Origin of the sequence: Pseudomonas syringae group sp. J309-1 (assembly GCF_032582135.1) — a bacterium.
Lineage (GTDB): Bacteria > Pseudomonadota > Gammaproteobacteria > Pseudomonadales > Pseudomonadaceae > Aquipseudomonas > Aquipseudomonas quasicaspiana.
This window is the reverse complement of record NZ_JAWHNU010000022.1, coordinates 41,523-65,059: the sequence shown is the minus strand read 5'-3', so window position 1 is coordinate 65,059 and position 23,537 is coordinate 41,523. Positions and strand designations below refer to the sequence as shown.

23 protein-coding genes are annotated in these 23,537 nt (G+C 54.2%); 13 read left to right on the top strand and 10 right to left on the bottom strand.

The window, feature by feature from the left end; all coding sequences use genetic code 11:
- The first annotated feature begins 6 nt into the window (after positions 1 to 6).
- From RX972_RS14185 to RX972_RS14170, 4 genes are all read left to right on the top strand, one after another.
- The gene (locus tag RX972_RS14185) at positions 7 to 621 is read left to right on the top strand and encodes a biliverdin-producing heme oxygenase (RefSeq protein WP_231666072.1); all 615 of its coding nucleotides are present in this window, start codon (positions 7 to 9) and stop codon (positions 619 to 621) included.
- Entirely contained in the window at positions 618 to 1,073 is a 456-nt protein-coding gene (locus tag RX972_RS14180) for a YbaN family protein (protein WP_231677096.1), read from the top strand. The genes RX972_RS14185 and RX972_RS14180 overlap by 4 nt, the downstream gene beginning before the upstream one ends.
- Positions 1,074 to 1,198: 125 nt before the next feature.
- Positions 1,199 to 1,555, top strand: coding sequence for a DUF5064 family protein (locus RX972_RS14175; protein ID WP_027899817.1), 357 nt, complete (start codon positions 1,199 to 1,201; stop codon positions 1,553 to 1,555).
- A gap of 252 nt (positions 1,556 to 1,807) precedes the next feature.
- Positions 1,808 to 3,316, top strand: coding sequence for a sigma-54-dependent transcriptional regulator (locus RX972_RS14170; protein ID WP_316876167.1), 1,509 nt, complete (start codon positions 1,808 to 1,810; stop codon positions 3,314 to 3,316).
- 6 nt (positions 3,317 to 3,322) lie between these two features.
- Here RX972_RS14170 and RX972_RS14165 read toward each other — a convergent pair whose 3' ends face one another.
- The 3 genes from RX972_RS14165 to RX972_RS14155 form a co-directional block, all read right to left on the bottom strand.
- The gene (locus tag RX972_RS14165; RefSeq protein WP_316876166.1) at positions 3,323 to 3,730 is read right to left on the bottom strand and encodes an NUDIX domain-containing protein; all 408 of its coding nucleotides are present in this window, start codon (positions 3,728 to 3,730) and stop codon (positions 3,323 to 3,325) included.
- Entirely contained in the window at positions 3,727 to 4,818 is a 1,092-nt protein-coding gene (gene ddlA, locus RX972_RS14160) for a D-alanine--D-alanine ligase (protein ID WP_122707953.1), read from the bottom strand. Before ddlA ends, RX972_RS14165 begins: the two co-directional genes overlap by 4 nt.
- Before the next feature lie 162 nt (positions 4,819 to 4,980).
- A complete protein-coding gene (locus RX972_RS14155) occupies positions 4,981 to 5,262 on the bottom strand; it encodes a type B 50S ribosomal protein L31 (protein ID WP_099267559.1) in 282 nt (93 codons plus the stop codon).
- Positions 5,263 to 5,457: 195 nt separating this feature from the next.
- Here RX972_RS14155 and RX972_RS14150 point away from each other — a divergent pair, with 195 nt between their 5' ends.
- Both RX972_RS14150 and RX972_RS14145 read left to right on the top strand, forming a co-directional pair.
- The gene (locus RX972_RS14150; RefSeq protein ID WP_316876162.1) at positions 5,458 to 5,823 is read left to right on the top strand and encodes a hypothetical protein; all 366 of its coding nucleotides are present in this window, start codon (positions 5,458 to 5,460) and stop codon (positions 5,821 to 5,823) included.
- Positions 5,824 to 6,023: 200 nt separating this feature from the next.
- A complete protein-coding gene (locus RX972_RS14145) occupies positions 6,024 to 7,637 on the top strand; it encodes an FMN-binding glutamate synthase family protein (protein WP_316876161.1) in 1,614 nt (537 codons plus the stop codon).
- Here RX972_RS14145 and RX972_RS14140 read toward each other — a convergent pair.
- From RX972_RS14140 to RX972_RS14130, 3 genes are all read right to left on the bottom strand, one after another.
- On the bottom strand, positions 7,621 to 9,192 hold the full coding sequence (locus tag RX972_RS14140; RefSeq protein WP_316876159.1) for a glycosyltransferase family 39 protein: 1,572 nt from the start codon (positions 9,190 to 9,192) through the stop codon (positions 7,621 to 7,623). The genes RX972_RS14145 and RX972_RS14140 overlap by 17 nt on opposite strands.
- Before the next feature lie 95 nt (positions 9,193 to 9,287).
- Positions 9,288 to 10,256: a glycosyltransferase family 2 protein gene (locus RX972_RS14135; protein WP_316876157.1), complete on the bottom strand. Its 969-nt coding sequence runs from the start codon at positions 10,254 to 10,256 to the stop codon at positions 9,288 to 9,290.
- Entirely contained in the window at positions 10,253 to 10,624 is a 372-nt protein-coding gene (locus RX972_RS14130) for a GtrA family protein (RefSeq protein WP_099267555.1), read from the bottom strand. The genes RX972_RS14135 and RX972_RS14130 overlap by 4 nt, the downstream gene beginning before the upstream one ends.
- A gap of 302 nt (positions 10,625 to 10,926) precedes the next feature.
- On the opposite strand from RX972_RS14130, the gene RX972_RS14125 reads away from it, so the two are divergent.
- The 3 genes from RX972_RS14125 (at position 10,927) to RX972_RS14115 (ending at position 13,761) form a co-directional block, all read left to right on the top strand.
- Positions 10,927 to 12,069 (top strand): OpgC domain-containing protein, encoded by a 1,143-nt coding sequence (locus RX972_RS14125; RefSeq protein WP_316876155.1) that lies wholly within the window; start codon positions 10,927 to 10,929, stop codon positions 12,067 to 12,069.
- 113 nt (positions 12,070 to 12,182) lie between these two features.
- Complete coding sequence (locus RX972_RS14120) at positions 12,183 to 12,887, top strand: hypothetical protein (RefSeq protein ID WP_231677087.1); 705 nt, start codon at positions 12,183 to 12,185, stop codon at positions 12,885 to 12,887.
- 214 nt (positions 12,888 to 13,101) lie between these two features.
- Positions 13,102 to 13,761 (top strand): hypothetical protein, encoded by a 660-nt coding sequence (locus tag RX972_RS14115; protein WP_316876152.1) that lies wholly within the window; start codon positions 13,102 to 13,104, stop codon positions 13,759 to 13,761.
- A 51-nt stretch (positions 13,762 to 13,812) separates the two neighbouring features.
- Here the strand turns inward: RX972_RS14115 and RX972_RS14110 are convergent, their stop codons facing one another.
- Positions 13,813 to 14,697 (bottom strand): hypothetical protein, encoded by an 885-nt coding sequence (locus tag RX972_RS14110; protein WP_316876150.1) that lies wholly within the window; start codon positions 14,695 to 14,697, stop codon positions 13,813 to 13,815.
- A 379-nt stretch (positions 14,698 to 15,076) separates the two neighbouring features.
- Between RX972_RS14110 and RX972_RS14105 the strand changes: the two genes are divergently transcribed.
- Entirely contained in the window at positions 15,077 to 15,796 is a 720-nt protein-coding gene (locus RX972_RS14105) for a hypothetical protein (RefSeq protein ID WP_316876148.1), read from the top strand.
- A 49-nt stretch (positions 15,797 to 15,845) separates the two neighbouring features.
- On the opposite strand, the gene RX972_RS14100 is transcribed toward RX972_RS14105, so the two are convergent.
- Positions 15,846 to 16,769, bottom strand: a complete 924-nt coding sequence (locus RX972_RS14100) for a hypothetical protein (protein ID WP_316876146.1) — start codon at positions 16,767 to 16,769, stop codon at positions 15,846 to 15,848.
- A 448-nt stretch (positions 16,770 to 17,217) separates the two neighbouring features.
- Between RX972_RS14100 and RX972_RS14095 the strand changes: the two genes are divergently transcribed.
- From RX972_RS14095 to RX972_RS14085, 3 genes are all read left to right on the top strand, one after another.
- Positions 17,218 to 20,328 (top strand): transglycosylase domain-containing protein, encoded by a 3,111-nt coding sequence (locus RX972_RS14095; RefSeq protein ID WP_316876144.1) that lies wholly within the window; start codon positions 17,218 to 17,220, stop codon positions 20,326 to 20,328.
- A 559-nt stretch (positions 20,329 to 20,887) separates the two neighbouring features.
- Complete coding sequence (locus tag RX972_RS14090) at positions 20,888 to 21,475, top strand: PadR family transcriptional regulator (protein WP_231677080.1); 588 nt, start codon at positions 20,888 to 20,890, stop codon at positions 21,473 to 21,475.
- Positions 21,472 to 22,242 (top strand): siderophore-interacting protein, encoded by a 771-nt coding sequence (locus tag RX972_RS14085; RefSeq protein WP_122707978.1) that lies wholly within the window; start codon positions 21,472 to 21,474, stop codon positions 22,240 to 22,242. The genes RX972_RS14090 and RX972_RS14085 overlap by 4 nt, the downstream gene beginning before the upstream one ends.
- Before the next feature lie 188 nt (positions 22,243 to 22,430).
- On the opposite strand, the gene RX972_RS14080 is transcribed toward RX972_RS14085, so the two are convergent.
- Both RX972_RS14080 and RX972_RS14075 read right to left on the bottom strand, forming a co-directional pair.
- Positions 22,431 to 23,084, bottom strand: coding sequence for a Pr6Pr family membrane protein (locus RX972_RS14080; protein ID WP_316876141.1), 654 nt, complete (start codon positions 23,082 to 23,084; stop codon positions 22,431 to 22,433).
- A 38-nt stretch (positions 23,085 to 23,122) separates the two neighbouring features.
- Entirely contained in the window at positions 23,123 to 23,350 is a 228-nt protein-coding gene (locus RX972_RS14075) for a VF530 family DNA-binding protein (RefSeq protein WP_027899801.1), read from the bottom strand.
- Positions 23,351 to 23,537: the final 187 nt, after the last annotated feature.

Sequence of the window (23,537 nt, the reverse complement as noted above, 5' to 3'; positions counted from 1 at the left end):
AACCCAATGACCTCCGAGCACAACCGCCCTGCCCTGCGTTCCCAGCGCCTGAACCAGATTACCCACGCGCCGCACGAGCAACTCGACAAGGCAGTAAAAGCCAATGCGCCCTTTGAAACGCTGGAAAGCTACAAGCGCTTCCTCGTCGCCCAGTATCTGTTTCAGGCAGAGCTGCAGGCGCTGTACAACGACCCCGAGTTGAAGAAAATCGTCCCGGACCTGCCTGCACGGTGCCGCGCAGAACAGGCCAAAGCCGATCTTGCCGACCTGAACACTGACACTCCACCCACTATCTCCGGTGCGGTGCACAACCCGACCAGGGCTCAGGCCATGGGCTGGCTGTTTGTGTCCGAGGGTTCCAAACTGGGCGCGGCCTTTTTGATCAAGCGTGCCGCGGCGCTGAACCTGAGCGAAAGCTTCGGAGCCCGGCATTTGGGCGAGCCAGCAGGCGGCCGGGCGGAAGGCTGGAAAAGCTTTATCAGAACCCTGGACGGGCTAGACTTCACCGAGCAGGAAGAGGCTCAGGCGGATCAAGGCGCGATCGCGGCGTTCGAACGCTTCAATGTGCTGCTCCAGCACGCCTATGCCCATGCGCCAAAGGTCGAGTCGGTTCAAGCATGAAAAAACGCCCGGTGCTGTTAAGCTGGCCGGGCTTTCTGAACCTGCCTGTAGTGACCATGACCTCCAAACCACCCGGTACCAGACTCTCTCGCCTTCTGTTCGGCATCCTCGCCTACGTCAGTCTGGGCATAGGGATTGTCGCTATTTTCATTCCGGGCCTGCCGACGACCGAGTTCATCCTTCTCGCGGCATGGGCAGCGACCAAAAGCTCGCCGCGCCTGAGCGCGTGGCTGGAAAACCACAAGCTGTTTGGTCCGATCCTGAGCAACTGGCGCAATGGTCGGAAGGTGACTCGCAATGCCAAGATAAGCGCGACCATCAGCATGCTGCTCTGTGCGGGTTTGATGCTTTATCTGATGCACGGTTGGCCGGTGTATGCCGCCGTTGGCGGCATGCTGCTAGGCAACCTGTGGATATGGTCGCGGCCAGAGCCAGTCAGCAGCAAGTCCTGAGCACTGATCCTCGTCACGCCACTGTCACTCGACATGGCCTAAGGTTGAATCTTCACATTCCCTGAACGTCAACGGACCTTACCGGGTCTACCGTGACACTCATCGACCAGCCAAGGGGCAATGACATGTTCGAACCAGGCCATCTGCATATCACTCGCGCGCCGCTGCAAGCATCGGATTTCGGCTATGACATTCATATCCGTTACGAAGTCAGCGAGCATCCTGAGGAAGGCAAATCCATGCATTTCACGATGCAGGGCGAAGTCGCAGGCAACACGTTCGAGGATGAATTCTTACTGCCAAAAGATCTGGCCTGCAACTTTGCTCACAACGCCAACCAGATCGCGGTCAAACACGGCATGCCGCACACCGCTTTGGTGCCACTGGCGATGCATGAAGAATACGACCGTATGTTCAAGGACGTTCACGACAAGCTGGGCATCGAACCGGGCGAACCGGTGAAGCCAGAGCACTTGGTTTGAGATAGGGCGCAGAGACACTGTTGGAGCGAGGCTTGCCCGCGAAGAACGATAATGCGGTTCGTCTGCCCTGCCGCGTCGGCTGATTCGCGGGCAAGCCTCGCTCCAACGGAATGCTGTGAAAAGGCGGTCTACGGTAGGCGACCGTGGCATCTCAAACCACAGTTACCCCGCCAGACTCATTCCAGTTGAGCGTTGCACCCCGGTTTTACTGGCATAATGCCCCCCCTCTTCACCCAGAACCTTTAGCGCCCCATGCGTATCCACGTCAGCTTCATCGACCGCGTCGGCATCACTCAGGAAGTCCTGGCCATTCTGGGTGGGCGCAATCTGAATCTGGATGCGGTGGAAATGGTGCCGCCCAACGTTTACATCGACGCACCGACCCTCAGCCACCAGGTCCTTGAAGAACTCAAGGACGCGCTGTTCCGGGTGCGTGGCGTTGAAGCCATTACGGTCGTTGATATTCTGCCCGGCCAGCGTCGCCACTTGCAGCTCGATGCATTGCTGGCAGCCATGACCGATCCGGTGTTGGCGCTGGACAGTGCCGGGCATGTGCTGCTGGCCAACCCGGCGTTGATCGCGCTGATCGGGCGCGAGCCTGCCGGTGAACCGGTGGCCGAGTTGTTTGCCGATCCGGGTCTGCACAGCGCATTGCTGGAAAACGGCTTTCGCCTGCCTTTACGTGAAGTCACGCTCAACGGCGAAGCGTTCTTGCTGGACGCTACGCCGATTACCGATGCGGGTGCATTGCTCACCCTTTACCAGCCAAGCCGTATCGGTGAGCGTCTGTCGGCCTTGCATCACGACCATGCCGAAGGCTTCGATGCGCTGCTGGGCGAGTCCACGGCTATCCGCACCTTGAAGGCCCGCGCACAGCGGGTTGCTGCGCTGGACGCGCCACTGTTGATTCAGGGTGAAACCGGCACCGGCAAAGAGCTGGTGGCTCGCGCCTGCCACGCGACCAGCGCCCGACACAGCGCGCCCTTTCTGGCACTCAACTGCGCCGCCCTGCCGGAAAACCTCGCCGAGAGTGAACTGTTCGGTTACGCCCCCGGCGCATTCACCGGGGCGCAACGAGGTGGCAAACCGGGGCTGATGGAGCTGGCGAATCAGGGCACTGTTTTTCTCGATGAAATCGGCGAAATGTCGCCGTACCTGCAAGCCAAGCTATTGCGTTTCCTCAACGACGGCAGCTTCAGGCGTGTCGGCGGGGATAAGGAAGTAAAGGTCAACGTGCGCATCCTCAGCGCAACGCATCGCAACCTGGAAAAAATGGTCAGCGAAGGCACCTTCCGCGAAGACCTGTTCTACCGCCTGAATGTGCTCAATCTGGAAGTCCCGCCCTTGCGCGATCGCGGACAGGACATTCTGTTACTGGCGCGCTACTTCATGGAACAGGCTTGCGCACAGATTCAGCGCCCGGTCTGCCGACTTGCTACCGGCACTTATCCGGCGTTGCTGGGCAATCGCTGGCCGGGCAACGTGCGTCAATTGCAGAACGTGATTTTCCGCGCGGCGGCCATCAGTGAAAGCAATCTGGTAGACATCGGTGATCTGGACATCGCCGGCACAGCCGTTGCCGGGGAAGTTGATGGCGAAGTCGGCAGCCTGGAACAGGCTGTCGATACCTTCGAAAAAACCTTGCTGGAAAAGCTCTACGCCGACTATCCGTCGACCCGGCAACTGGCGGCGCGCTTGCAGACCTCGCACACCGCCATTGCCCATCGCTTGCGTAAATACGGGATTCCCGGAAAAGCCTGATGCTGATCAGGCCTCGGCGAGCATGCTCCGATAGATCGGCAGGATGGTGTCCCGGGTCAGCGGTGCCAGACTGAGATCCGAGTGGCTGTCGGCGCTGATCCAGACGACTTCCTCGATTTCCGCAGCGGGAACGACCTCGACATTGATGCGCACTTCGAACAGCTCGCAGCGCACCTCGAACCCTGGCTCGTTAGCGGCAGGCGCCGCGAAAGAACCGAGATAACCCGCGTTGGCTGGATCGATCCGCAACCCGAGCTCTTCCTCAAGCTCCCGCGCCAGCGCTTCGGCAGCGGACTCACCGGCGTCGATCTTGCCACCCGGCTGCATGAACGCCTGGGTGCCGCGCTTACGTACCAGCAAGGTCCGTCCGTCTGGCCCTATCAACAACGCTGCAGCGATATGAATCAGTCTCATGAAAATATCTCGGTCTTGAGTTGACGCGCTTCATCAGCACGCTCCAGTGCCAGCGCGATCAGACGATCAATCAGACCGGCGTAGGACAAGTCCGTGGCCTGCCACAGCTTGGGGTACATGCTGATCGAGGTGAAGCCGGGAATCGTGTTCACTTCATTAATGATGATGTCCCGCGCCTCAGTGACGAAGAAGTCCACCCGGGCCAGACCGGCACAGCCCAGTACTTGATAAGCACGCAGCGCAACTTGACGCACCTCGTCGCTGACATCGGACGCCAGTTCGGCAGGGATCGCGATGCGCGCCTGGTCACCGTTCAGGTATTTGGTGTCGTAGGCATAGAACTCGTCGTTGGCGATCACTTCACCGCAGACACTGACTTGCGGCTGACGGTTGCCGAGCACTGCACATTCGACTTCTCGACCCACAATGCCTTTTTCGATCAACACCTTGTGGTCGTATTCGAAGGCCAGTTTCAGCGCGGCGCTGTAACCGGCTTCATCAGTAACTTTGCTGACACCTACCGACGAGCCCTGACTCGCCGGTTTGACGAAGATCGGCAAGCCAAGCTGTGCGACGACTGTCGCGTACTCCACCGACTCTCCATGACTGACCACCACGAACGGAGCCACGGCAATACCAGCGTCACGCAGCAGGCGCTTGGTCACGTCTTTGTCCATGCAGGCCGCCGAGGCGAGCACATCCGGCCCCACGCAGGGAATCGCCAGCATGCGCAACAGACCCTGCAAACAACCGTCTTCGCCGAACGCGCCATGGATCAAGGGAAATACGACGTCTATGCGTGGCAGTTCTACACCCGACTCGACATCGACAAACTGCCCGCCAGCACTGCCCGGCAACAACGCCAGGCGCTTGCCCGAAGCACTGAGGCTGATCTTTGCCGGATCGTTGGCATTACGCAGGTAATCGCTTTCATCGAAGCACAGCCAGCGGCCCGACTTGTCGATGCCAATCAACGTCAGATCATGGGTGCCGCGATCGATCGCGTTGATCACGTTCCTGGCTGACTGCAGCGAGACTTCGTGTTCGCTGGATTGTCCTCCGAAGAGGATAGCGACTGATTTTTTCAAAGCGGCAACTCCTGATTTTCAGGCCGCAGAGTCAAAAGCAAAATCGCGCGTTAGTCCAGTAGCGATGCGCGCAGATGGTCGTCGAAGTCAAAAAAAGGCAAAAAAAATCTCACGGAATGGAGGATCAGGTTCTGATCGTCCATCCCGTGAGACAGAACCGCATCATTCAGCTTCGGCGGTGTCTTTTTTCGCGCCAGAGCCAAACGTGGCAAAGCGCTTGTTGAAGCCCGCAATTCGGCCTTCAGTGGTGGTTTTACGTTGTTGCCCGGTGTACATCGGGTGTGAAGCGCTCGACACATCGAGTGCTACGTAGGGATAGGTTTCGCCATCGCTGTGTTTTTGCGTGCGATCAGTATCGACGGTCGAACCGATCAGGAAGAACGCATCAGCTGCCGTGTCATGGAACAGCACTTGACGGTAAGCAGGGTGGATATCAGGTTTCATGATGTCTCCGAATCACTGAGTGAATTTTAGTTACAACATAACATATCACCCTATTCAGACCAAAATCGATTGTCGTGACTTGCATCATTCGTGAACTTGATTAGGTAGGCACTAGCCGCTAAGGTTCGACCCGCCGTTGCTGGATCAACGGTCCGGGACTGGTCTCCTGGCGCACCGGCCGGATGGAAGCAAGCCATGTCTCAACCCGATCATTACCAAATCTCCCCCCACGCCTACAGCCGCCTGATCGAAGCAAGGGATTCGCTGCGTCTGCTTGACGGCTACGTCAACAAGACCGACGTGCTGTGCAACCCGTCGATGCTGGTCGGCTATGTCTCAATGCTACAAAGCGCGCTGCAGGAAGTGATCGCCGCCAGTACCCCCTCGCAACCTCGCGATACCTTCATGCGCAAAGCCGATGAGCTGGGTTTCGTCGCGCTAAACCCCAGGGAACAGGCGCTGATCGAACATCTGCGCTGGACCAGCCATGAAGGACGAGAGGATGTCTACGAAATGGCCGAGCGCATTCGCCATATCAAACCCTGGGTTCTGGCGGACTGAATTCGCCGCCTGCCCGGCTCGATCCCTATCGTTCAGCTATCCTCAATTCTGCCGATAGTCTTCAGAAGACAGAAGACCTGCTGCCCTCTGACTCCCGACCTGCTGAATGACCACAGCGACTGTCGCCGCAGGAACGGCGCTGAGTCAGAAACACCCAAAAATCAGATCGAAAACCCCGTCCTTAGCCCCCAGGAAACCGTATGAGTCTGTCGATTCTCAGTCGTTACGCCTTCTTCGTTGGTTGTGTGCTTTTTACCCTGCTCAGCGTGCCATTCTGGCACCACGAATGGCTGTGGCCCTTTACGTTGCTGACTGCCTTGCTGTCGCTGGTAGGGATAATCGATCTGCTGCAATCGCCTCACTCGGTGCGTCGTAACTACCCTATTCTCGGCAACATTCGCTACGCCGTAGAAGCCATACGCCCAGAGATCCGTCAGTACCTGCTGGAATCCGACAGCGACGCCCTGCCTTTCTCCCGCGCACAACGTTCGCTGGTGTATTCCCGCGCCAAGAACGAATCAGCGGACAAGCCTTTCGGCACGCTGATTGATGTCTACCAGACCGGCTTCGAGTTCATCAGCCACTCCATGCGCCCCGCCCCACTGAGCGATCCGAATGCGTTCCGGGTCACCGTCGGCGGCCCGCAATGCACGCAGCCTTACTCGGCCTCGATATTCAACATTTCGGCGATGAGCTTTGGTTCGCTCAGCGCCAATGCCATTCGTGCGCTGAACAAAGGCGCAAAGCTTGGCAATTTCGCCCATGACACGGGTGAAGGCAGCATCAGCCCTTATCATCGGGAATACGGCGGCGACCTGACCTGGGAACTGGGCAGCGGTTATTTCGGTTGCAGGACGGCAGATGGCCGTTTCGATCCGCAGCGCTTCGCAGCGCAAGCACAGGATCCGCAAGTCCGGATGATAGAAATCAAGTTGAGCCAGGGTGCCAAGCCGGGCCACGGCGGCATCCTGCCCAAACACAAGGTCACCAAGGAAATCGCCGAAACACGCGGCATCCTCATGGGCGAGGACTGCGTTTCACCGTCACGCCACAGCGCGTTCTCCACGCCTGGTGAACTGATGCAGTTCATCGCTCAACTGCGTGAACTCTCGGGCGGCAAACCCGTGGGCTTCAAGTTCTGCCTGGGGCATCCATGGGAGTTCATGGGCATCGCCAAAGCCATGCTGGACACCGGCATTCTTCCTGACTTTATCGTGATAGATGGCACCGAAGGCGGCACCGGCGCTGCGCCGGTAGAGTTCACTGACCACATGGGCGTCCCGATGCGCGAAGGCTTATTGTTCGTGCACAACACCCTCGTCGGCTTGAATCTACGAGACAAGATCAAACTGGGTGCCAGCGGCAAGATCGTCAGCGCCTTCGATATCGCCAGCGTGTTGGCCATCGGCGCCGACTGGGCCAACTCAGCACGAGGCTTTATGTTCGCCATTGGCTGCATTCAGTCGCAATCGTGCCACACCAACAAATGCCCCACCGGCGTTGCGACTCAAGACGCCCTGCGCCAGCGCGCACTGGTAGTACCGGACAAAGCCGAGCGGGTCTTCAACTTCCATCGCAATACACTCAAGGGGCTGGCTGAAATGCTCGCGGCTGCGGGTTTGGATCATCCTTCGCAACTGGAGGCCAAACATCTGGTACGACGGATGTCGGCCACTGAAATCAAACTGTTTTCCCAGTCCCATGTGTTCCTCGAGCCGGGGCAGTTATTGAATGGCGAAGTGGATGGAAGCTTCTATTCCACGATGTGGCAGATGGCGCGGGCTGATAGTTTTGAGCCTAATGCGATTGCTTGACAGCGTGGAATTTGCCTCGCTGCGAGTTAGCGAGGTGAAATGGGTTGAGTGAGTAAAGCCATACCTGAGTATCCCCAGAAGTAAAATGACTGATGGGGCGCCAATGGTCAGGAACATCGAACGTGGATAGATCGGTCTCATAGATAAACCATACTCGTTGCGTATCAACGGGGACCGATGTGTAGCTATCCATATATAAAGTGTCGGCGTCCTCATACCAGAAGGAGCCGGCGCTACCTCTACCAGGGCGCCCTTCCAGTTCGTGCCCGGGGGTATAAAGAAGCGGCATGGTTCTCCGCCTGCTGTAATAGATAGCCCCAGGATACAGGTAACTACCATACACCAAAACCCTGTCACCTGCGGCCCATTGCGCGTTCATATAGCTAACGACTTTGTCGATACCTGTCTCGTAGCGTTGATAGGGATTATTCAGCCAGTAGGTGCCGCTATAAACGTTGTAAAGGCCGCCTGCCTGCGCGCCGACCACCGCGATCAAGCAGAGGAAGCCGATCCGAAAAGAGCGATTCATTAGGTGGTCGAGCGAGAGCGCTATCAGCAACGGCAACCCCATCGCCGAAAATAAAAAATAACGCGTCCAGAACAGAGGTACTTTCAGTGACACCAAGGCCATCGACAGAATAGGCCCATAGGTGTACAAGACGATGAGTAAATTAAACCGATGGCTGTCGGGGTCCCGCTTCAACAGTCCCCACCCCACGAGGATCGCTAGCAACGGTACAAATAGATAAGCCATTATTGGCCAATTAGAGCTGGGTTCAAGCGTAAAAAAAATCCAAATCTGCGAAATAACGGTGAGTAAACTCATCGGAGGGATCCAGCCAACTCCGCCTGTACGCCCCAGTTGTTCAATTAATAGAGGGATCCAGGGAAGGTACAGCACAAGCATCGCCAGATTAGCTATCCACCACGATCCTTTTCTGATTAAAAATTGACCTCTGTCGCGAACAAAAAGTAGATAGAGCCAATGTACAACAAGGCACGGGAACGCAAAATAATGCGTGTAAAAACCTGACACCATAAAGAACGCATAAGCGCAAAGATACCGGTGATGTTCAGGTTTTTTTACCCAGTAAACCAGCATCAGTGTCGCCGCGATACAGCACAGCGCCAACAAAGCATACATCCGCGCTTCTTGACTGTATCGAACAGCAATCGGTAATAAAGCTGACAGAAAGCCTGCCAGAATGGCGGCTCGTCTGGAAGCTATCATACCCATCAGCCATACACTGACGAGGACCGTCAAAGTCCCCATCAGCGCACTCATCACGCGAATTGAGAATACGCTCTCGCCGAAAAACATCATCCAGAAATGAAGCAAAAAATAATAAAGGGGTGGGTGCACATCCTGTGCAGTATGAAACCTTATCAAGGAGGGAGTCGTTTCGCTTATCAATACACTGTACGCTTCGTCAAACCAGACAGCTGAGTAGGTGATACCGTATAAACGAACCGAGACGGCAACCACTACAATTGGAAAGATTTTATAATCCCGAATAATCTTGCCTAGCCAAACTAACCGAGAAGCAGGTTGCATAGATATCTCCTTCCGTTGAACACAACTCCCCTGGAACCCTCTACATCTTTAAGTCCGTCAAACACCGGGAATTAATTTCCCCGAGATAACGCACCCTAGGCCCCACTTGCCTGTTTTGACGAAACACCCAGAACTTCAGGCTGTATACCCACCGTATTTCTCACCACATAACGGGGTCTGTGTTTCGCCTCCATGTAAATGCGGCCCACATATTCTCCGAGGATACCAATCCCGATAAGTTGGATACCGCCTACTAACAGCAGAGCTGTCATCAATGGCGAATACGCGGGGATAGCGTGACCCAACACGAAGCTGTCCACCGCACGGAAAATTCCCTGGCACACCGCAAAAAATGAAAGTGCCAAGCCAATATAGGTCCAGATCCGTAGCGGTACTGTACTAAATGAAGTTACGCCATCCAGCGCGAGATGCCAAAGCTTCCTCATGTTGAATTTGGTTTGCCCGGCAACCCGAGCCGCGCGAGTGTAGTCAATGATCACCGTATGGAATCCCGCCCAGGAAAGTAATCCTTTCATGAACAATTCATGCTCCGGCAGTGCTTTTATAACGTCCACGACCTTGCGATCCATCAGGCGGAAGTCACCTACGTTTGCTTCAATCCGTGTACTACCAATGACATTCATGACTCGATAAAAAAACGCGGCCGCGTAACGTTTCAAACGACTGTCAACCGAGCGGTCCTGGCGCCTGGCCAACACCACATCGGCTCCTCTTTGCCACTCAATGACCATGCGTGGAATAACGCTGATCGGGTCCTGCAAATCGACGTCTATTGGAATGGCGGCATCGCCACTGGCGTATTCGAGGCCAGCGAGAAGGGCGGCTTCTTTGCCAAAGTTCCGGGACAGGTTTATCAGCAGCACTTCGTCATCACCCGCAATCAGTGCCCGAACTACCTGTTCGGTTTGATCGGTGCTGCCGTCATTGATAAAGACAATCTGCACGGTGTTTCCGTGCAACCAGGGTTCCTGCCTGACAGCTTGGTAAAATAGTGGAATAGCCAACGCTTCGTTGAAAACCGGCGCTATCAGGGAGATTTTCAAGGGTGCCTCCTGAAAATCAGATACCTGGAGCAGCAATAGCCAAGGCTCAAGCTAAGCCCTGAAGAAACAACAAGCGTCACCAGCAGAGGTGTCCCTTGCCCATCCGATATATGGCCAACAATAAAGCTCATCGCCCCCATGAAGAACATGAAAAGCAGATAGCCCGACCATGACAATCGAGCGCTGAAGGTATAAAGAGCATTGGCGTAAAACGAGAAAGAAGCAGCTACAACAAAGCCGACCAGATTGCCCAAAGATTGAGGGGCGAACCAGCCCAAGCACAAGACAAGAAACACCGTCCAATGGATAACAGTGTTGCAGATGCCTATCAACAGATAGCGTGAAAATCCTCTTAGATCAGGTGTCATGCGGGCATCACCCTGGCTTCACATCACTTACCGGCTTCCCTGACAACCGACAGCACCACTGGATGACAAACTAATTAAAGGTCACCACCATCAATGGCGTATGACCAATGGTCGGAGGCCCTCTCCAGGCACCTGACGGTATCGAGACATTCTGTAATTAGCCTGCCTTTGCATTTGCGCTGAAAATCCTCCACCCTGCCGCGCCGCCGGACAAGCCAGGCCACCTTGAGTGACCGGCGGCGCGGAACCTAGAGCCCTCGCGGCTGATCTTTATCCCTTACAACATTAAAGAGCCTACCGTTATGACTAACGGACGCGACCTGCGCATCGACTTCTTTCGGGGCCTGGCGCTGATCTTCATTTTCTGGGATCACGTGCCCGACAACCCACTTGCTCAACTGACCGTACGCAACTTCGGCTTCAGTGACGCTGCGGAAATTTTCGTCTTCCTGGCGGGTTACGCTGCCATCCTTGCCTACGGCCGTATTGCCCGACGTGACGGCTTTGTTGTTTCTACCGTACGAATTCTGCGGCGCACCTGGGTGCTCTATGTCGTGCACATCTTTCTACTGACGCTGTTGATGGGCATTGTTTTCGTTGCCAATCATTACGTAGAAACCCGGGACATGATTCAGGAAATGGGCCTGCAACATTTTGTCGCTGACCCGCAGCAAGCCCTGGCCGATCAACTGCTATTGCGCTTTAAACCCAACCTGACCGACCCGCTGCCGCTTTACATCCTTTTGCTATTGGCCTTGCCGCTTATTCTGCCGATGATGTTGCGCAACATGACCCTGACGGTAGGTCTGTCGATTGGGCTGTATCTGATGGTGCCGCTGCTGGGCTGGAATATTTCGGCTTATGAAGGCGGTGGCGTCTGGTACTTCAACCCGGTGGCCTGGCAATTATTGTTCGTGCTCGGCGGCGCGTGTGCACTGACTGCCGAATCGAAACCCTCAACCGATATCGAACCGCGGCCTCTGACCAGGCAGCCCCTGTTAATGATCTCTGCGATGTATCTGTTAGTTGCGGCGGTCATGGCATTCTCGTGGAAATTCCCGGTACTGCATCCGGTCCTGATGCCGCAGTTCGTCGCCGATGGGCTCTACCCGATCAACAAGACCGATCTGGGTCCACTGCGTTTACTGCATTTTCTGGCCTTGGCGTATTGCGTCGCCAAACTGTTACCCGCACAAAACACATGGGTGAAAAGCTGGCCCGCGCAACAAGCCTGCCGAATGGGGCGCTACTCGCTGGAGATCTTCTGCCTGGGCGTCTTGCTCGCGCCAATGGCCGACATGATCAACGCACTGGCCGGTGATACCTGGCCAATGCAAATCTGCACTGCCCTCCTCGGTCTCGGCCTGATGATGCTGATGGCCGCCTGGCTTGACCTCAACAAACGCCTCGGCCGACCAAAACCAGCAAATGCGGTCGCAGTTTGAGACCAGCGTCACAATAAGGCCTCCTCTCAGAAGTTTCCTACACCTTTATCAGGCCAAGTTTTTCCTTAATTGGCCGCTAAGAAAGAGGTAAGGAAACTCAAGAGGAAGTCATTTTGGAAATCAATTCTGCAGCGAGCGTCAGCAACCTTTATTCGGTGGTGCCTGGTAAGGTCAGGGGTATTGAAAAGCCGATCACAGAGGTGGACACCCTGGTGGTTGGCAAGACGGATAGCGTGGAGAAATTCGCACTGCACACAGCCGCAAAAGCGTCCCAGAAGGTGGAAGAAATTGAGCATTACGTCTATGAGGAAGCGCCATGGCTAAAGCTAAAGTTTGATGATCCCGTTATGGAACTGTGTAAGGAAGGGATATACCTAATCAATATAACCTTAGAATCATCCCACAAACTTGACAAGATAAATTCATCATTTAAAGAATTCTCCAAGCGCCTTAACGACCTCCGACCAGACATTTTCTCGACAAACTACAGTTTCACCCTGGACGAAAACGCAAACATCAAGATACTGGACGGACGACAGCCATTAAGTGAGGCGGACAAACTGTGGTTGACCGACGAAATTAACAAGTTTAAAGATTTCAGAAGTTCGGTCCATGCCCACTCCAAAGCGCTGATGGCGCTCGTGGATCACAGAAGGGATTTCGGCAAGTACAACTTGAACAGGCATAACTTTCAAACGACCATTGACTACAGGGACATCCTTAACACCTCAAACCGTGACTTTCATGGCAGATCTTTAAAAATGGTGAGCAGCTATACACCCATGAGGTCAGAACCGCGAATCAATACGTACGCATAGCGAAACGACGCTGCCCGCCGCAAGGCGGGACAGGAGTTTTTTCTGTGAATAATTTTGCAGTCTATATGCCGCTATCGATAGTCTGGAGTTAAAGGTCAATCTGAGAACAGCCTCTCACTATAACCCCCTCCAAAAAGTTTCCTACAACCTTCTCAGTACACGTTTTTACTCACTGGCCGTTAAAGAAATATGGAACTACTGAAAGGATGCATTCGTGAATATCAACTCCGCAATGAGACTCAACCATCTTCAACCACCCGCTTCGATCATCAACGAGCAGGAACGCTCCGCCGAGCGCACAAAAAATACGGAACATAGCGATGTCGTAGATCACCAAAAATATAAGGCAGAGCCTCTGCAAACCGAAAATTCACTTGAGTACGTCTCGACGGAGTGCAAAGATGACGTTTTAGAACTTGCTTGCTTGACCATTGACGCTGCACTCAGGCAAATCGACATTTGCCGGCAGTACGGTGAGTTTTACGAACGCCTTAGAGACCTGCGCCCTGATATCGCTTCAGCAGGATTCGGATTCACGCTGGATGAGAGCTCGAAAATAAAAATATTGGACTCAGGGAAATTGGGCGAGGCTGATAAATCCTGGCTAACTGAGGAAATCAATACATTCAAGGACATCAAGCACCACGTCTACAAGCATTCCAAACTATTGATCCAATTGGTAGAAAAAGACACCCAAAGATTTGGTGGGAGATTTAACCTCAATAGTGAGAACTTTCAGAACACTGTCGATTATGGAGATATACTTAATAAAAAATGGGGAGGCATGGGGGCATCTCTCGATAGTTTATTTACTAGGCAGATTTTAGAGAACGCGGAAAAACGCGCGCGCCCCTTGCTTGACACTTATGCATAGTTAAGAAAAACGGCCTGCCAGAAATATCTGACAGGCCGCTATTCTATGGACTCAGGATCGTCTACTGCTAATCAGACGCTGATGACAAATATGTCCGAATTTGTATTCCTCAGAAAGGTCGCCCCCTGCCAGGAAATTCAAGTAATAATATTCGCCTACACGATAGTTCGTCCTCCATGTATTATTGTAGCCCTGACTATAATCAACAAAATCCCTAGCCTGATCCCCGCCTTGGCATGGCCCGATCTCCACAAGCCCCGACGCTTTGCCTTCGACGTCCGACACAAGGCCCCCACTTATATCTTTTCGATAGCCCCCGCCGAATTTTAGTCCATAACCTACGATCGCCCCCTCCAACGGCGCACCTGTTGTGTCAGTAAATTGCGCCATAGCTTTGGCCTGCTTATGAGCTTGACCGGGCAGCCAGACAGGATCGCTATAGCCATACGGAATCCGTAACACATTTTCCTCGGGCTTTAGATCAAAATCCTTCAACACCGGATAGGAGCCGAATATCAGGGAATATTGCCCACCATTAAAAGCCGCAGCCTGAATATGCGTCACCCTGATGATGATCTCCTCACCCGGCTTCAGGTTTTTGAGGACACTGATACCTTTAACGGTGACCAACGTCCATGCCCCGCCTACATGCCGTTCGACCTTGATATGTTGCTGACTCTGCAGGTTCAGTATTACATCCTGCCCTCTCACAGCGGTAAAACCGTAGTAGTGCTCGGAGACAGCGCTGTTTAAACGGGCGCTGAAATTGTGAACCTTATCCGTCAACACACTGAATACGGGTTCTTCCATTATCGGTGCTGTGGCAGTTTGTGTCGCACTGCCCTCTGGTACCGCTTGTGCCCATGCAGAATAAGGGCCCGCCGAAATAACGGCGGACACAACCATACCCAAAAGCAGCTTTTTATTCTTACGCATCTGAAACTCCTAAATAGACTCAATAGTTTTAATTCGTTTATGCCAAGTGGTCTAAACACTGACAATCCGGACGTAATCACTGCTTTAAACCCGAGTCAACAAGGCTGTTTAAAAATCAGACGTTTCCTACTTTTAATTTTATTTGTAGTATGTCTCTCACAATTAACACTTACAAGTTCTTACGTCCAACACTGAAAAAATCACGACTTGCTCAACATTTTAGTCTCCGCCGACCAAAAACCCGTAAAAGCAGCCGATTTTTGGGAACAGCGTCGCAATAAGAGTGCTTCTCGGAATTTTCCCACAACATTATCAGGCCAAGTTTTTTCGGACATGGCCGTTACACCGAGGGAGACCTACAACACGGAGAGGGAAACTCGTGAACATCAATGCCATTGCGTCGCCCCCTTTGAAGCCTTCAGTAATTGATCAGCCTAAGGTGGAGCAAGTCCTGGCGACATCTGCGATTAGGTATACAAGATTAATATCCTCCGACGAAAGCGAGAACACCACACTGAAGGTATTGAATTGCAAACCGTTTATGGTGGGGCCTATATTTAGAGATATCGTATTTACACGAGAAACGGACCCACTCGACAGAGGATGGGCTCCCCTTAAGAAGGATGAGTGCTGCTGGGGATGTCGCAGTGACCAAATGGATACATTAGCTTCTAATGCCAGCAGCCTGATAGAGAACATCAGCATTGAACTGCAAAACTTCAGACAGAAAATTGCTAAAGACTTCCCGACACTATCAGCTACACCCTTTGACTTCACAGTCGATGCAAGTGGAAAGGTCAAAGTTTTAAATTCTGATTTATTGAGCGACCTTGAAACTGCTTTCTTGACAGAGGCCATGCAGGACTATGAACCACTTAGAGAGCTCATCATGGCTCACGCCGAAACGATCATTAGCTATGTAAGCTTTTTAAAACGTCCTGAAGAAGAGGAACCCTTCTCCTACAAACATTTCAGCTCTTTGGTAAATTACGCCGCGCTGCTCGCAGACACCACGGGCAAGCTTAATATTTTCGGACAACCAAAGGAAAATGATCGCACCCATACAAATAATCGAAACAGGATCGACGTAGAAGTCTGATGAGAAAAAAGGGGCAGATGTACTATCTGCCCCTGATAGCCGGAAATTTTTAGATTCTACCTCTGTTCAAAGTCTGGGTGCAGATATGAGCAAAGCCAGCCATTTTTTTCGACTCACTGTCCTTACTCTCTGCGCCAATAAGCTTGTCGAATACGAACCAACGCCCGACATTGTAAGTAGATACCCAATGATGGGTTCCACCAGCATCATTGCGCTGAGCGGCCAGTTCTCCGCCGTAACATTTGTTAAGCGTGAATGTCGCGGTGGCGATTCCACGCTCGTCGGACAGCGCGGACTGCGTCACTTCTGGGTCTTTAGACTTCAGGTTTAGATAAATCGGCAAACTGGCTGACGCGCCTTTCAATGGAATCCCTGTGGTATCAGTAAATGTTGCTTCGAACGTTAACGTACCATGAGTTTGCAAACCAGCTACCCATCCAGAGTCGGCGACAGGAACACGGTTCCTGACAGGTGGAGCGCTCAGTGAAGCATCCTTGAGGACCGGGTACGATCCAAAGGCCACTTTGTATTCCGTCCGCTGGTAAGGTTTGTCTTGTTTGTAGGAAACCCTCATGACTACTTGATCTCCAGGCTTCAAACCAGGTAGATCGAGCGCACTCGTGTTATTTTTTGTCTTCCACACACCATCATAATATTCGACCTGCCAAGACGATTCAGGCTCCTCAGCTATAGCTGCAAGCAAAACTTTCTGCCCACGAATTGAAGTAAAAACATAGCAACGGACGTCGGATTTGCTTTCAAGAAAGCCCTTTGGTTCGTTAATCTGATCTAGCGTGTTCTGACAACTGGATGTATCAGGTTCTGGCAACGACACCGCCGCCATCGTCGCATCAAGCTGAGTCTCAAATTGCTCAACACCATTAACTTCGGCCTGAACCTGAAAACCAAACGAAGACATCACCAACAACGGCACGCACAACTGCGCCACCCTCAATCTTCTATTCTTCTTCATCTCTATCATCCTGATAATTACTAAAGTTTTAGCCAGACGCTTCTGCAACTGAAAAAAACGGACGTAATCACCGTTTAAAATACGAGTCAATATTCAACAATCAAAATCAGAATTTTCCTACTTGACTCTTATATTTGAGGGAATTTCCTACATAAATCATCGACTCAACTTACAAATCCAACTGATTATCGACGCATTAAACGTTTTAGGATGAGCAAACACGGGCGTATCGAAAATTCATGGAATCCAGGGTTTATCAAATCCCGGGGCTTGCCGATAAACCTGATGAGCCGCTGATGGACCTGCGGCCTGAGCACGCCATGGAATGGTAAGCAGCCCGCCGCTGCTCAGGAAGCGTCCTACAGCCCTAGACAATTTTTCCCGCAATCCCGGTCAGCGACTAAGCTTGAGTCAGGTGCGATTAACAGGTTTAACCGGGCCAATCGAAATGGGCGTTTTAAGGCATGCAGATACCAAAGAGACTGTGATTACCGCAGACAGTCGCGACCGAGCTCCCATGCCAAAACCCCCTCGCCGCAAAAGCTATGTGTGGCGCGTCATCTGGGTTTTGCTGCTCTTGGGGATTGGCGCGCTGGCCGTGGCGATGGTAATCGAGTCACGCAGCTCGCGCTTGCAGGCGCTTGAGTTCAGCCGCTTTGCGGCGAATCTGAGCTACTCGCTGCATGCAGGCCCCAGTGATTCGATGCTTTACCCCGGTGAAGGCCCCTTCGATAAACGTCTGGGCTACTCGTCACTGAACGAGTTTCTGCCGCGTCTGCTCAAGCGCGACTATTTGATTACCGAACAGGTAAGGTTTTCCCCCGACTTGCTGGCCTACGCAAAGCGTGGCTTCTTCGTACCCTATGAAGAGAAGATTCAGGCTGGACTGTCGATCACCGATTGCCGCGGTGTCGACGTCTATCAATTTCGTTATCCGCAGCAGTTTTACCCAAGCTTTGCCGCGATCCCGCCGCTTTTGGTGCACAGCCTGCTGTTCATCGAAAACCGGGATTTGCTTGATCCACAACAGCCAATGGCCAACCCGGCAGTGGACTGGCCGCGCTTTGCAAAAGCAGCAATTTCTCAAGTGGCGAAGCTGCTCGGTTTGCCGGGGCAGTCGGCGGGAGGCAGCACGCTGGCTACTCAACTGGAGAAGTATCGACACTCTCCTGACGGTCTTACGCTTTCAGGCTCGGAAAAACTTCGGCAGATGATTTCCGCCAGCGTGCGCGCCTATCAACCTGGCCAGCAAACCTTAGAAGCACGTCAACGCGTTGTTCGTGATTACCTGAACAGTGTGCCGCTGTCGGCAGTGCCGGGCCATGGCGAAGTGCACGGGATGGCTGAGGGTTTGCGGGTCTGGTATGGCGCGGACTTCGTGAAGACCAATCAGTTACTCGCGTCTACCGCCAGTGACCCGCAAAGCATGGCCGCTCAGGGGCTGGCGTTACGCGAAGTGTTGTCTTTGGTCATCGCCCAGCGGCGACCATCGCACTATCTGGCGAAAGGTCGCGCCGAGCTGGCGGAACTGACTGACAGCCACATTCGTCTGCTGGCGCAAAATCAGGTGATCAGTAGCGCATTGGCCAATGCCGCACTGGAAGCAACGGTGAGTTACCGCAACTGGGCGGAGCAACCGACGATTCAGCCCATCGAGACCAATAAAGGTATCAGCGTCGCCCGCAGCCGACTTTCCGCACTGCTCAATCGTCCGCTTTACGATCTTGATCGCCTTGATCTTTCGGCCACCAGCACCCTGCAAAGCGAGCTGCAAAACAGCGTCAGCCAGTACCTGAAAGATCTGGCGGACCCGGCCTTCGCTGCACAGGTCGGATTGATGGGCGAGCGTCTGTTGACTCCCGTCAGCACAACTCAGGTGCGCTACAGCTTTACGCTATTCGAGCGCGGCCCCGATGGATCACGGGTAAGGGTCCAGACGGACAGCACCGACCAGCCTTTCGACATCAACGAAGGCAGCAAGCTGGAACTGGGCTCCACCGCGAAAATGCGGGTGATGACGACCTATCTGGAGATCATCGCCGAACTGCATGATCGTTACGCTGCGCAAAGCGTCAGCGCACTGGGCAAGGAGCCGGTCGCCGATCAGGATCGGCTGACCCGCTGGGCGCTGGATTATCTGATGCAAAACAAGGATCGTGACCTGTCGAAAATGCTTTCGGCGGCGCTGGACCGGCGGTACTCGGCGAGCCCGGCAGAGAGCTTTTTCACCGGTGGCGGCATGCATCACTTCAACAACTTCCGCAAGGAAGACGACAGTCGCCTGCCAACGCTGCGTGAGTCACTGCGCGAGTCGATCAACCTGCCGTTCATTCGGCTGATGCGAGACGTCGTGCGTTACAGCACTTATCAAGGACCGAACAATAGCGCCGAGCTGCTCAAGGATGACGATGACCCGCGTCGTCAGGAGTACCTGAGTCGCTTCGCTGACCGTGAAGGGTCGGTATTCCTGCTGCGTTTCTGGAAACGTTACAAGGACAAAACCACTCAGGAGCGGCTTGATACGTTTCTGGACGGTATCAATGCAACGCCGATAAGACTGGCGGCTGTGCATCGTTATCTGTTGCCGGGTGCCAATCAGGCCAACTTCAATGCCTTCATCCGTGCGCACATGGCCGAAGAAAAGGCCGGGCCGAAGCTGAGCGAGAAACGTCTGGCGGATTTGTATGAAAACTACGGGCCGGGCAAGTACAACCTGCCGGATCAGGGCTACATCGCCAAAGCCCACCCGCTGGATCTCTGGTTGGTGGGTTACTTGCTGCAGCACCCGGATGCGCAGTTCAAGGACGCTGTTGCTGCCAGCCAACATGAACGTCAGGAAGTGTACGGCTGGCTGTTCAAGAGTCGCCATAAGAGTGCACGGGACAGCCGGATTCGGACGATGATGGAGGTCGAGGCCTTTCTCGATATCCATCAACGCTGGCAGCGTGTCGGCTATCCGTTTGATCATCTGGTGCCTTCGCTGGCCACCGCCATCGGCAGTTCCGGCGACCGCCCCGCCGCGCTGGCCGAGTTGATCGGCATCATCCAGAACGACGGTATTCGCTTGCCGATACTGCGCATCGACAGCCTGCACTTTGCTGCCGACACGCCTTACGAAACCCGCCTCGCCAATAATCCGGAATTGGGTCAGCGTGTGTTGCCATCCGAAGTCGCCGCAGCCATGCGCGAAGCGTTGTCACAAGTGGTCGACGGCGGGACCGCCAAGCGGGTGCACGGCAGTTTCAAATTGCAGGACGGCTCGATCCTCGCCATGGGCGGCAAGACCGGGACAGGCGACAACCGTATCGAAAGCATCGGCGCGGGCGGACGCATCCTCAGTTCCCGAGCGATCAACCGGACAGCCACTTTCGTGTTCTATCTGGGGGATAACCACTTCGGCACCTTGACCGCATTCGTGCCAGGGCGGGCTGCAGAGGGTTTTCGGTTTACTTCGGCCTTACCCGTGCAAGTGCTCAAGGGCATGGCACCGATTCTGAATCCGTATCTGGAGCCGGGTGGCCATACGCTCTGCCAGCCGACCATCAGAACGCAACTGTAGCGAACTTGGTGGCGAGAGGCGTCCGACCGGAACCACCGCGTCAAACCTTTTCGGCAACAAGTTACCTCCTACCCAACACCGCGACACTCGGTAGGAGCGAACTTGTTCGCGAAGGCGCCAGACCAGCACCACCGTTTTAACCCTTTCGGCAACAAGTTACCTCCTACCCAACACCGCGACACTCGGTAGGAGCGAACTTGTTCACGAAAGCGTCAGACCGGCGCCACCGCGTTAACCCTTTTCGGCAACAAGTTACCTCCTACCCAACATCGCGACACTCGGTAGGAGCGAACTTGTTCGCGAAAGCGTCAGACCAGCACCACCGCGTTAACCCTTTCGGCAACAAGTTACCTCCTACCCAACCCACGCCACTCGGTAGGAGCGAACTTGTTCGCGAAGGCGTCAGGCCGGCAACACCGCGCCACACGTTGCTCGTGAGCTACAACCATTTCGATAAATTTTCGCAAGATCGCAAACGAGAACCGTTCGTCTTTATCCCTTTGCATAATTATTAAGATATATCTTAAGGTATATCTAACGTGTAACAGGAGATGAAGAAATGCGTGATGACCCTCACGACAACGACCATCGTCCGCCTCACCGCGAGCACGGCGATGGGCGAGACGGTTTTGAAAAAAGGCCTGGGCGGGAACGTGGCGGCCGCGGACCTCGGGTGTTCGCCCCGGGCGATCTGAAATTACTGCTGCTTGCGTTGATTGCCGAGCAGCCCTGCCATGGCTACGACCTGATCCGCCAGATCGAAGGCATGTTTGACGGTGCCTACAGCCCAAGCCCAGGGGTGATCTATCCGACCCTGACCTTCCTTGAAGAAAGTGAGCTGATTGAAGGCGACGCTCAAGGTGGCAAAAAACACTATGCCGTCACTGACGCAGGTCGTGCCTCATTGGCCGAGCAGAAAGTCGCTCTGGATGGCGTAAGGATGCGTATAGACGTCAGCAAGCGCTCATTGCGCGGTCATGATCGTCCTGCGGAAATCCATGAGGCCGTGCATAACCTGCGCCACGCCTTGCAACTGCACCACGGTCGCTGGAGCCTCGAAGAAATCCTCCGGGTTCGCGACCTGCTCAACAACACCGCCAAAGCCATCGTCGATGGCCCCCACGTCACCTCGGAGAAGCCGGTATGAATTCACAGCAATCCATTCATCGTGTCAGCCATGAGATCAAACGCCGCAAGCTTGAAGTGCTGCGAGTGACGGACATTACACCCAAAATGCGCCGGATTACCTTGCATGGTCCAGACCTGAACGGCTTCATCAGCCTGGGACCCGATGACCATGTGAAATTGATTTTCGCCACCACACCCGAAGAACAGGCCGCGCTGGATAACTTCATTCCGGGCGCCCCAAGCGACGGGCCAAAACCCGTCATGCGGGACTACACCCCGCGCCGCTACGACGCGGTCAGTGGTGAACTGGATATCGATTTCGTATTGCATGGCGAAGGCCCTGCGGCGACCTGGGCGGCACAGGCCCAACCGGGGCAGTTTCTGAATATCGCCGGGCCGCGGGGTTCGATGATCGTGCCGGATATCTTCGACAGTTATCTGCTCATCGGCGATGAAACCGCCCTGCCCGCTATTGCCCGGCGTCTTGAGGAGTTGCCAGCCAATCGCAGTGCGCTGGTCGTCGTTGAAGTTGCAGACTCGGGTGAGCAGCAGGTTTTTGACAGCAAAGCACAGGTCGACGTGATCTGGATCGTGCGTGGCGAACAGGATCTGGTGGACGTCACCCGCCGCCTGGAAATGCCTGAAGGCAAGCTGTACGCCTGGATCGCAACCGAATCGCTGCTGTCGCGCAAACTGCGCCGGGTACTGCTCGGTGAGTTCGGGCTGGAGGAAGAGTTCGTCAAGGCTGCGGGGTACTGGCGGCTGGATGGGAGTGATGAGGGTTGATGAACAAGTAGCTTTCATCAGACAAACTACTGCTATCTGATTTGGAATGCTTTTTCTGTAGGAGCTGCCGAAGGCTGCGAAGCATTTCTACTGATAAACCGCGATCGCAGCCTTCGGCAGCTCCTACAGGTCCTGTGTTTGCCGCGAGACTGTTCGGTGCAATAGACACCGGGGCAGCTCCTACAAATTCAGCGTCTGGCGCGTAACCTGTCCACACCAAGCAACACCAGCGCAATCACGATAAAACCGATCAGCACTCCACCCGCATTGGTAAACGCCTGCACATAGCCAATATTGCCGACGTTGATGAATGGGTACATGTAATCGCCAATCGAGCTGCCACGCAGCAGCACGTAGGAAAAGTAGATTACCGGGTAGAGAATCCACAGCAGCACATGCTCAAGCCGCAATAGCCCCTTGGGTACGTAAAGCCACCAATACAGCAGGAAAGCCAACGGCATGACGTCGTGCAGTAACTCGTCAGCCACAAACTGCCAACCTTCCGGGTGCCAGAGATGGCGCAGCAATATGTTGTAAGCGAGTCCGACCAAAACAATGCTGGCTGCAATCCCGCTGCACACGACCGGATGCTGGAAGAAGCGATGCGCGGCCGAGGTTCTGGCTGTCAGCGCGCAGGTCAGTACCACCGCTACCAGCGTGTTGCTCCACACGGTAAAAAAGCTGAAAAACCGCACCAGCCCACCTATCAGACTGGCGTCATCGGCCCAGCGCGCAATGAAAACAAGGTAAAGCTGAATGGCCAGTCCTGACCACCCGAGGCAGGCGGCAATCATCGTGTAACAGCGCTGTCCTTGCGCACTTTTCATGTATTGGAAGTACATCGTTTTTCCTTGGAGCCCAGCCTTGGAACCGGGCGAAATTACCAGCCTTTGCTGCGGTGCAACTTTACGTACAACGCCTCGACCTTCTCCCTGGCCCAAGGCGTCTTGCGCAGAAACGTCAGGCTGGACTTGATGCTTGGGTCGCTCTTGAAGCAGCGAATATCAATGCGCTCAGCCAGGCCTGACCACTCGTAATGCTCAACCAGTGCGTTGAGGATCTGTTCCAGCGTTACGCCGTGCAAAGGGTTGGAGTGGGGTGTATTCATGCAAAACCTTCAGGCTCAATGGATGGGGGCACTTCCCGGAAGCTGCGCACCTTAGCCGAGCCTTCAGACAGCGGGAAGAGCTTAGCGTGCGAAGAGTTTGGTCTGGCAGTCAGCTATCGCCTATCTCAACTGTAGGAAACATCCGAAAAGTTCCTCTTTGAGGCCATAAAGAGATGTTATATTGTAA

Excerpts from the sequence above, each read along its gene's own strand:
- RX972_RS14185 (WP_231666072.1), top strand. The coding sequence starts at position 7 with ATGACCTCCGAGCACAACCGCCCTGCCCTGCGTTCCCAGCGCCTGAAC.
- RX972_RS14180 (WP_231677096.1), top strand. The coding sequence starts at position 618 with ATGAAAAAACGCCCGGTGCTGTTAAGCTGGCCGGGCTTTCTGAACCTG.
- RX972_RS14175 (WP_027899817.1), top strand. The coding sequence starts at position 1,199 with ATGTTCGAACCAGGCCATCTGCATATCACTCGCGCGCCGCTGCAAGCA.
- RX972_RS14170 (WP_316876167.1), top strand. The coding sequence starts at position 1,808 with ATGCGTATCCACGTCAGCTTCATCGACCGCGTCGGCATCACTCAGGAA.
- RX972_RS14165 (WP_316876166.1), bottom strand. The coding sequence starts at position 3,730 with ATGAGACTGATTCATATCGCTGCAGCGTTGTTGATAGGGCCAGACGGA.
- RX972_RS14155 (WP_099267559.1), bottom strand. The coding sequence starts at position 5,262 with ATGAAACCTGATATCCACCCTGCTTACCGTCAAGTGCTGTTCCATGAC.
- RX972_RS14150 (WP_316876162.1), top strand. The coding sequence starts at position 5,458 with ATGTCTCAACCCGATCATTACCAAATCTCCCCCCACGCCTACAGCCGC.
- RX972_RS14145 (WP_316876161.1), top strand. The coding sequence starts at position 6,024 with ATGAGTCTGTCGATTCTCAGTCGTTACGCCTTCTTCGTTGGTTGTGTG.
- RX972_RS14140 (WP_316876159.1), bottom strand. The coding sequence starts at position 9,192 with ATGCAACCTGCTTCTCGGTTAGTTTGGCTAGGCAAGATTATTCGGGAT.
- RX972_RS14130 (WP_099267555.1), bottom strand. The coding sequence starts at position 10,624 with ATGACACCTGATCTAAGAGGATTTTCACGCTATCTGTTGATAGGCATC.
- RX972_RS14125 (WP_316876155.1), top strand. The coding sequence starts at position 10,927 with ATGACTAACGGACGCGACCTGCGCATCGACTTCTTTCGGGGCCTGGCG.
- RX972_RS14110 (WP_316876150.1), bottom strand. The coding sequence starts at position 14,697 with ATGCGTAAGAATAAAAAGCTGCTTTTGGGTATGGTTGTGTCCGCCGTT.
- RX972_RS14100 (WP_316876146.1), bottom strand. The coding sequence starts at position 16,769 with ATGAAGAAGAATAGAAGATTGAGGGTGGCGCAGTTGTGCGTGCCGTTG.
- RX972_RS14095 (WP_316876144.1), top strand. The coding sequence starts at position 17,218 with ATGGGCGTTTTAAGGCATGCAGATACCAAAGAGACTGTGATTACCGCA.
- RX972_RS14090 (WP_231677080.1), top strand. The coding sequence starts at position 20,888 with ATGCGTGATGACCCTCACGACAACGACCATCGTCCGCCTCACCGCGAG.
- RX972_RS14085 (WP_122707978.1), top strand. The coding sequence starts at position 21,472 with ATGAATTCACAGCAATCCATTCATCGTGTCAGCCATGAGATCAAACGC.
- RX972_RS14080 (WP_316876141.1), bottom strand. The coding sequence starts at position 23,084 with ATGTACTTCCAATACATGAAAAGTGCGCAAGGACAGCGCTGTTACACG.
- RX972_RS14075 (WP_027899801.1), bottom strand. The coding sequence starts at position 23,350 with ATGAATACACCCCACTCCAACCCTTTGCACGGCGTAACGCTGGAACAG.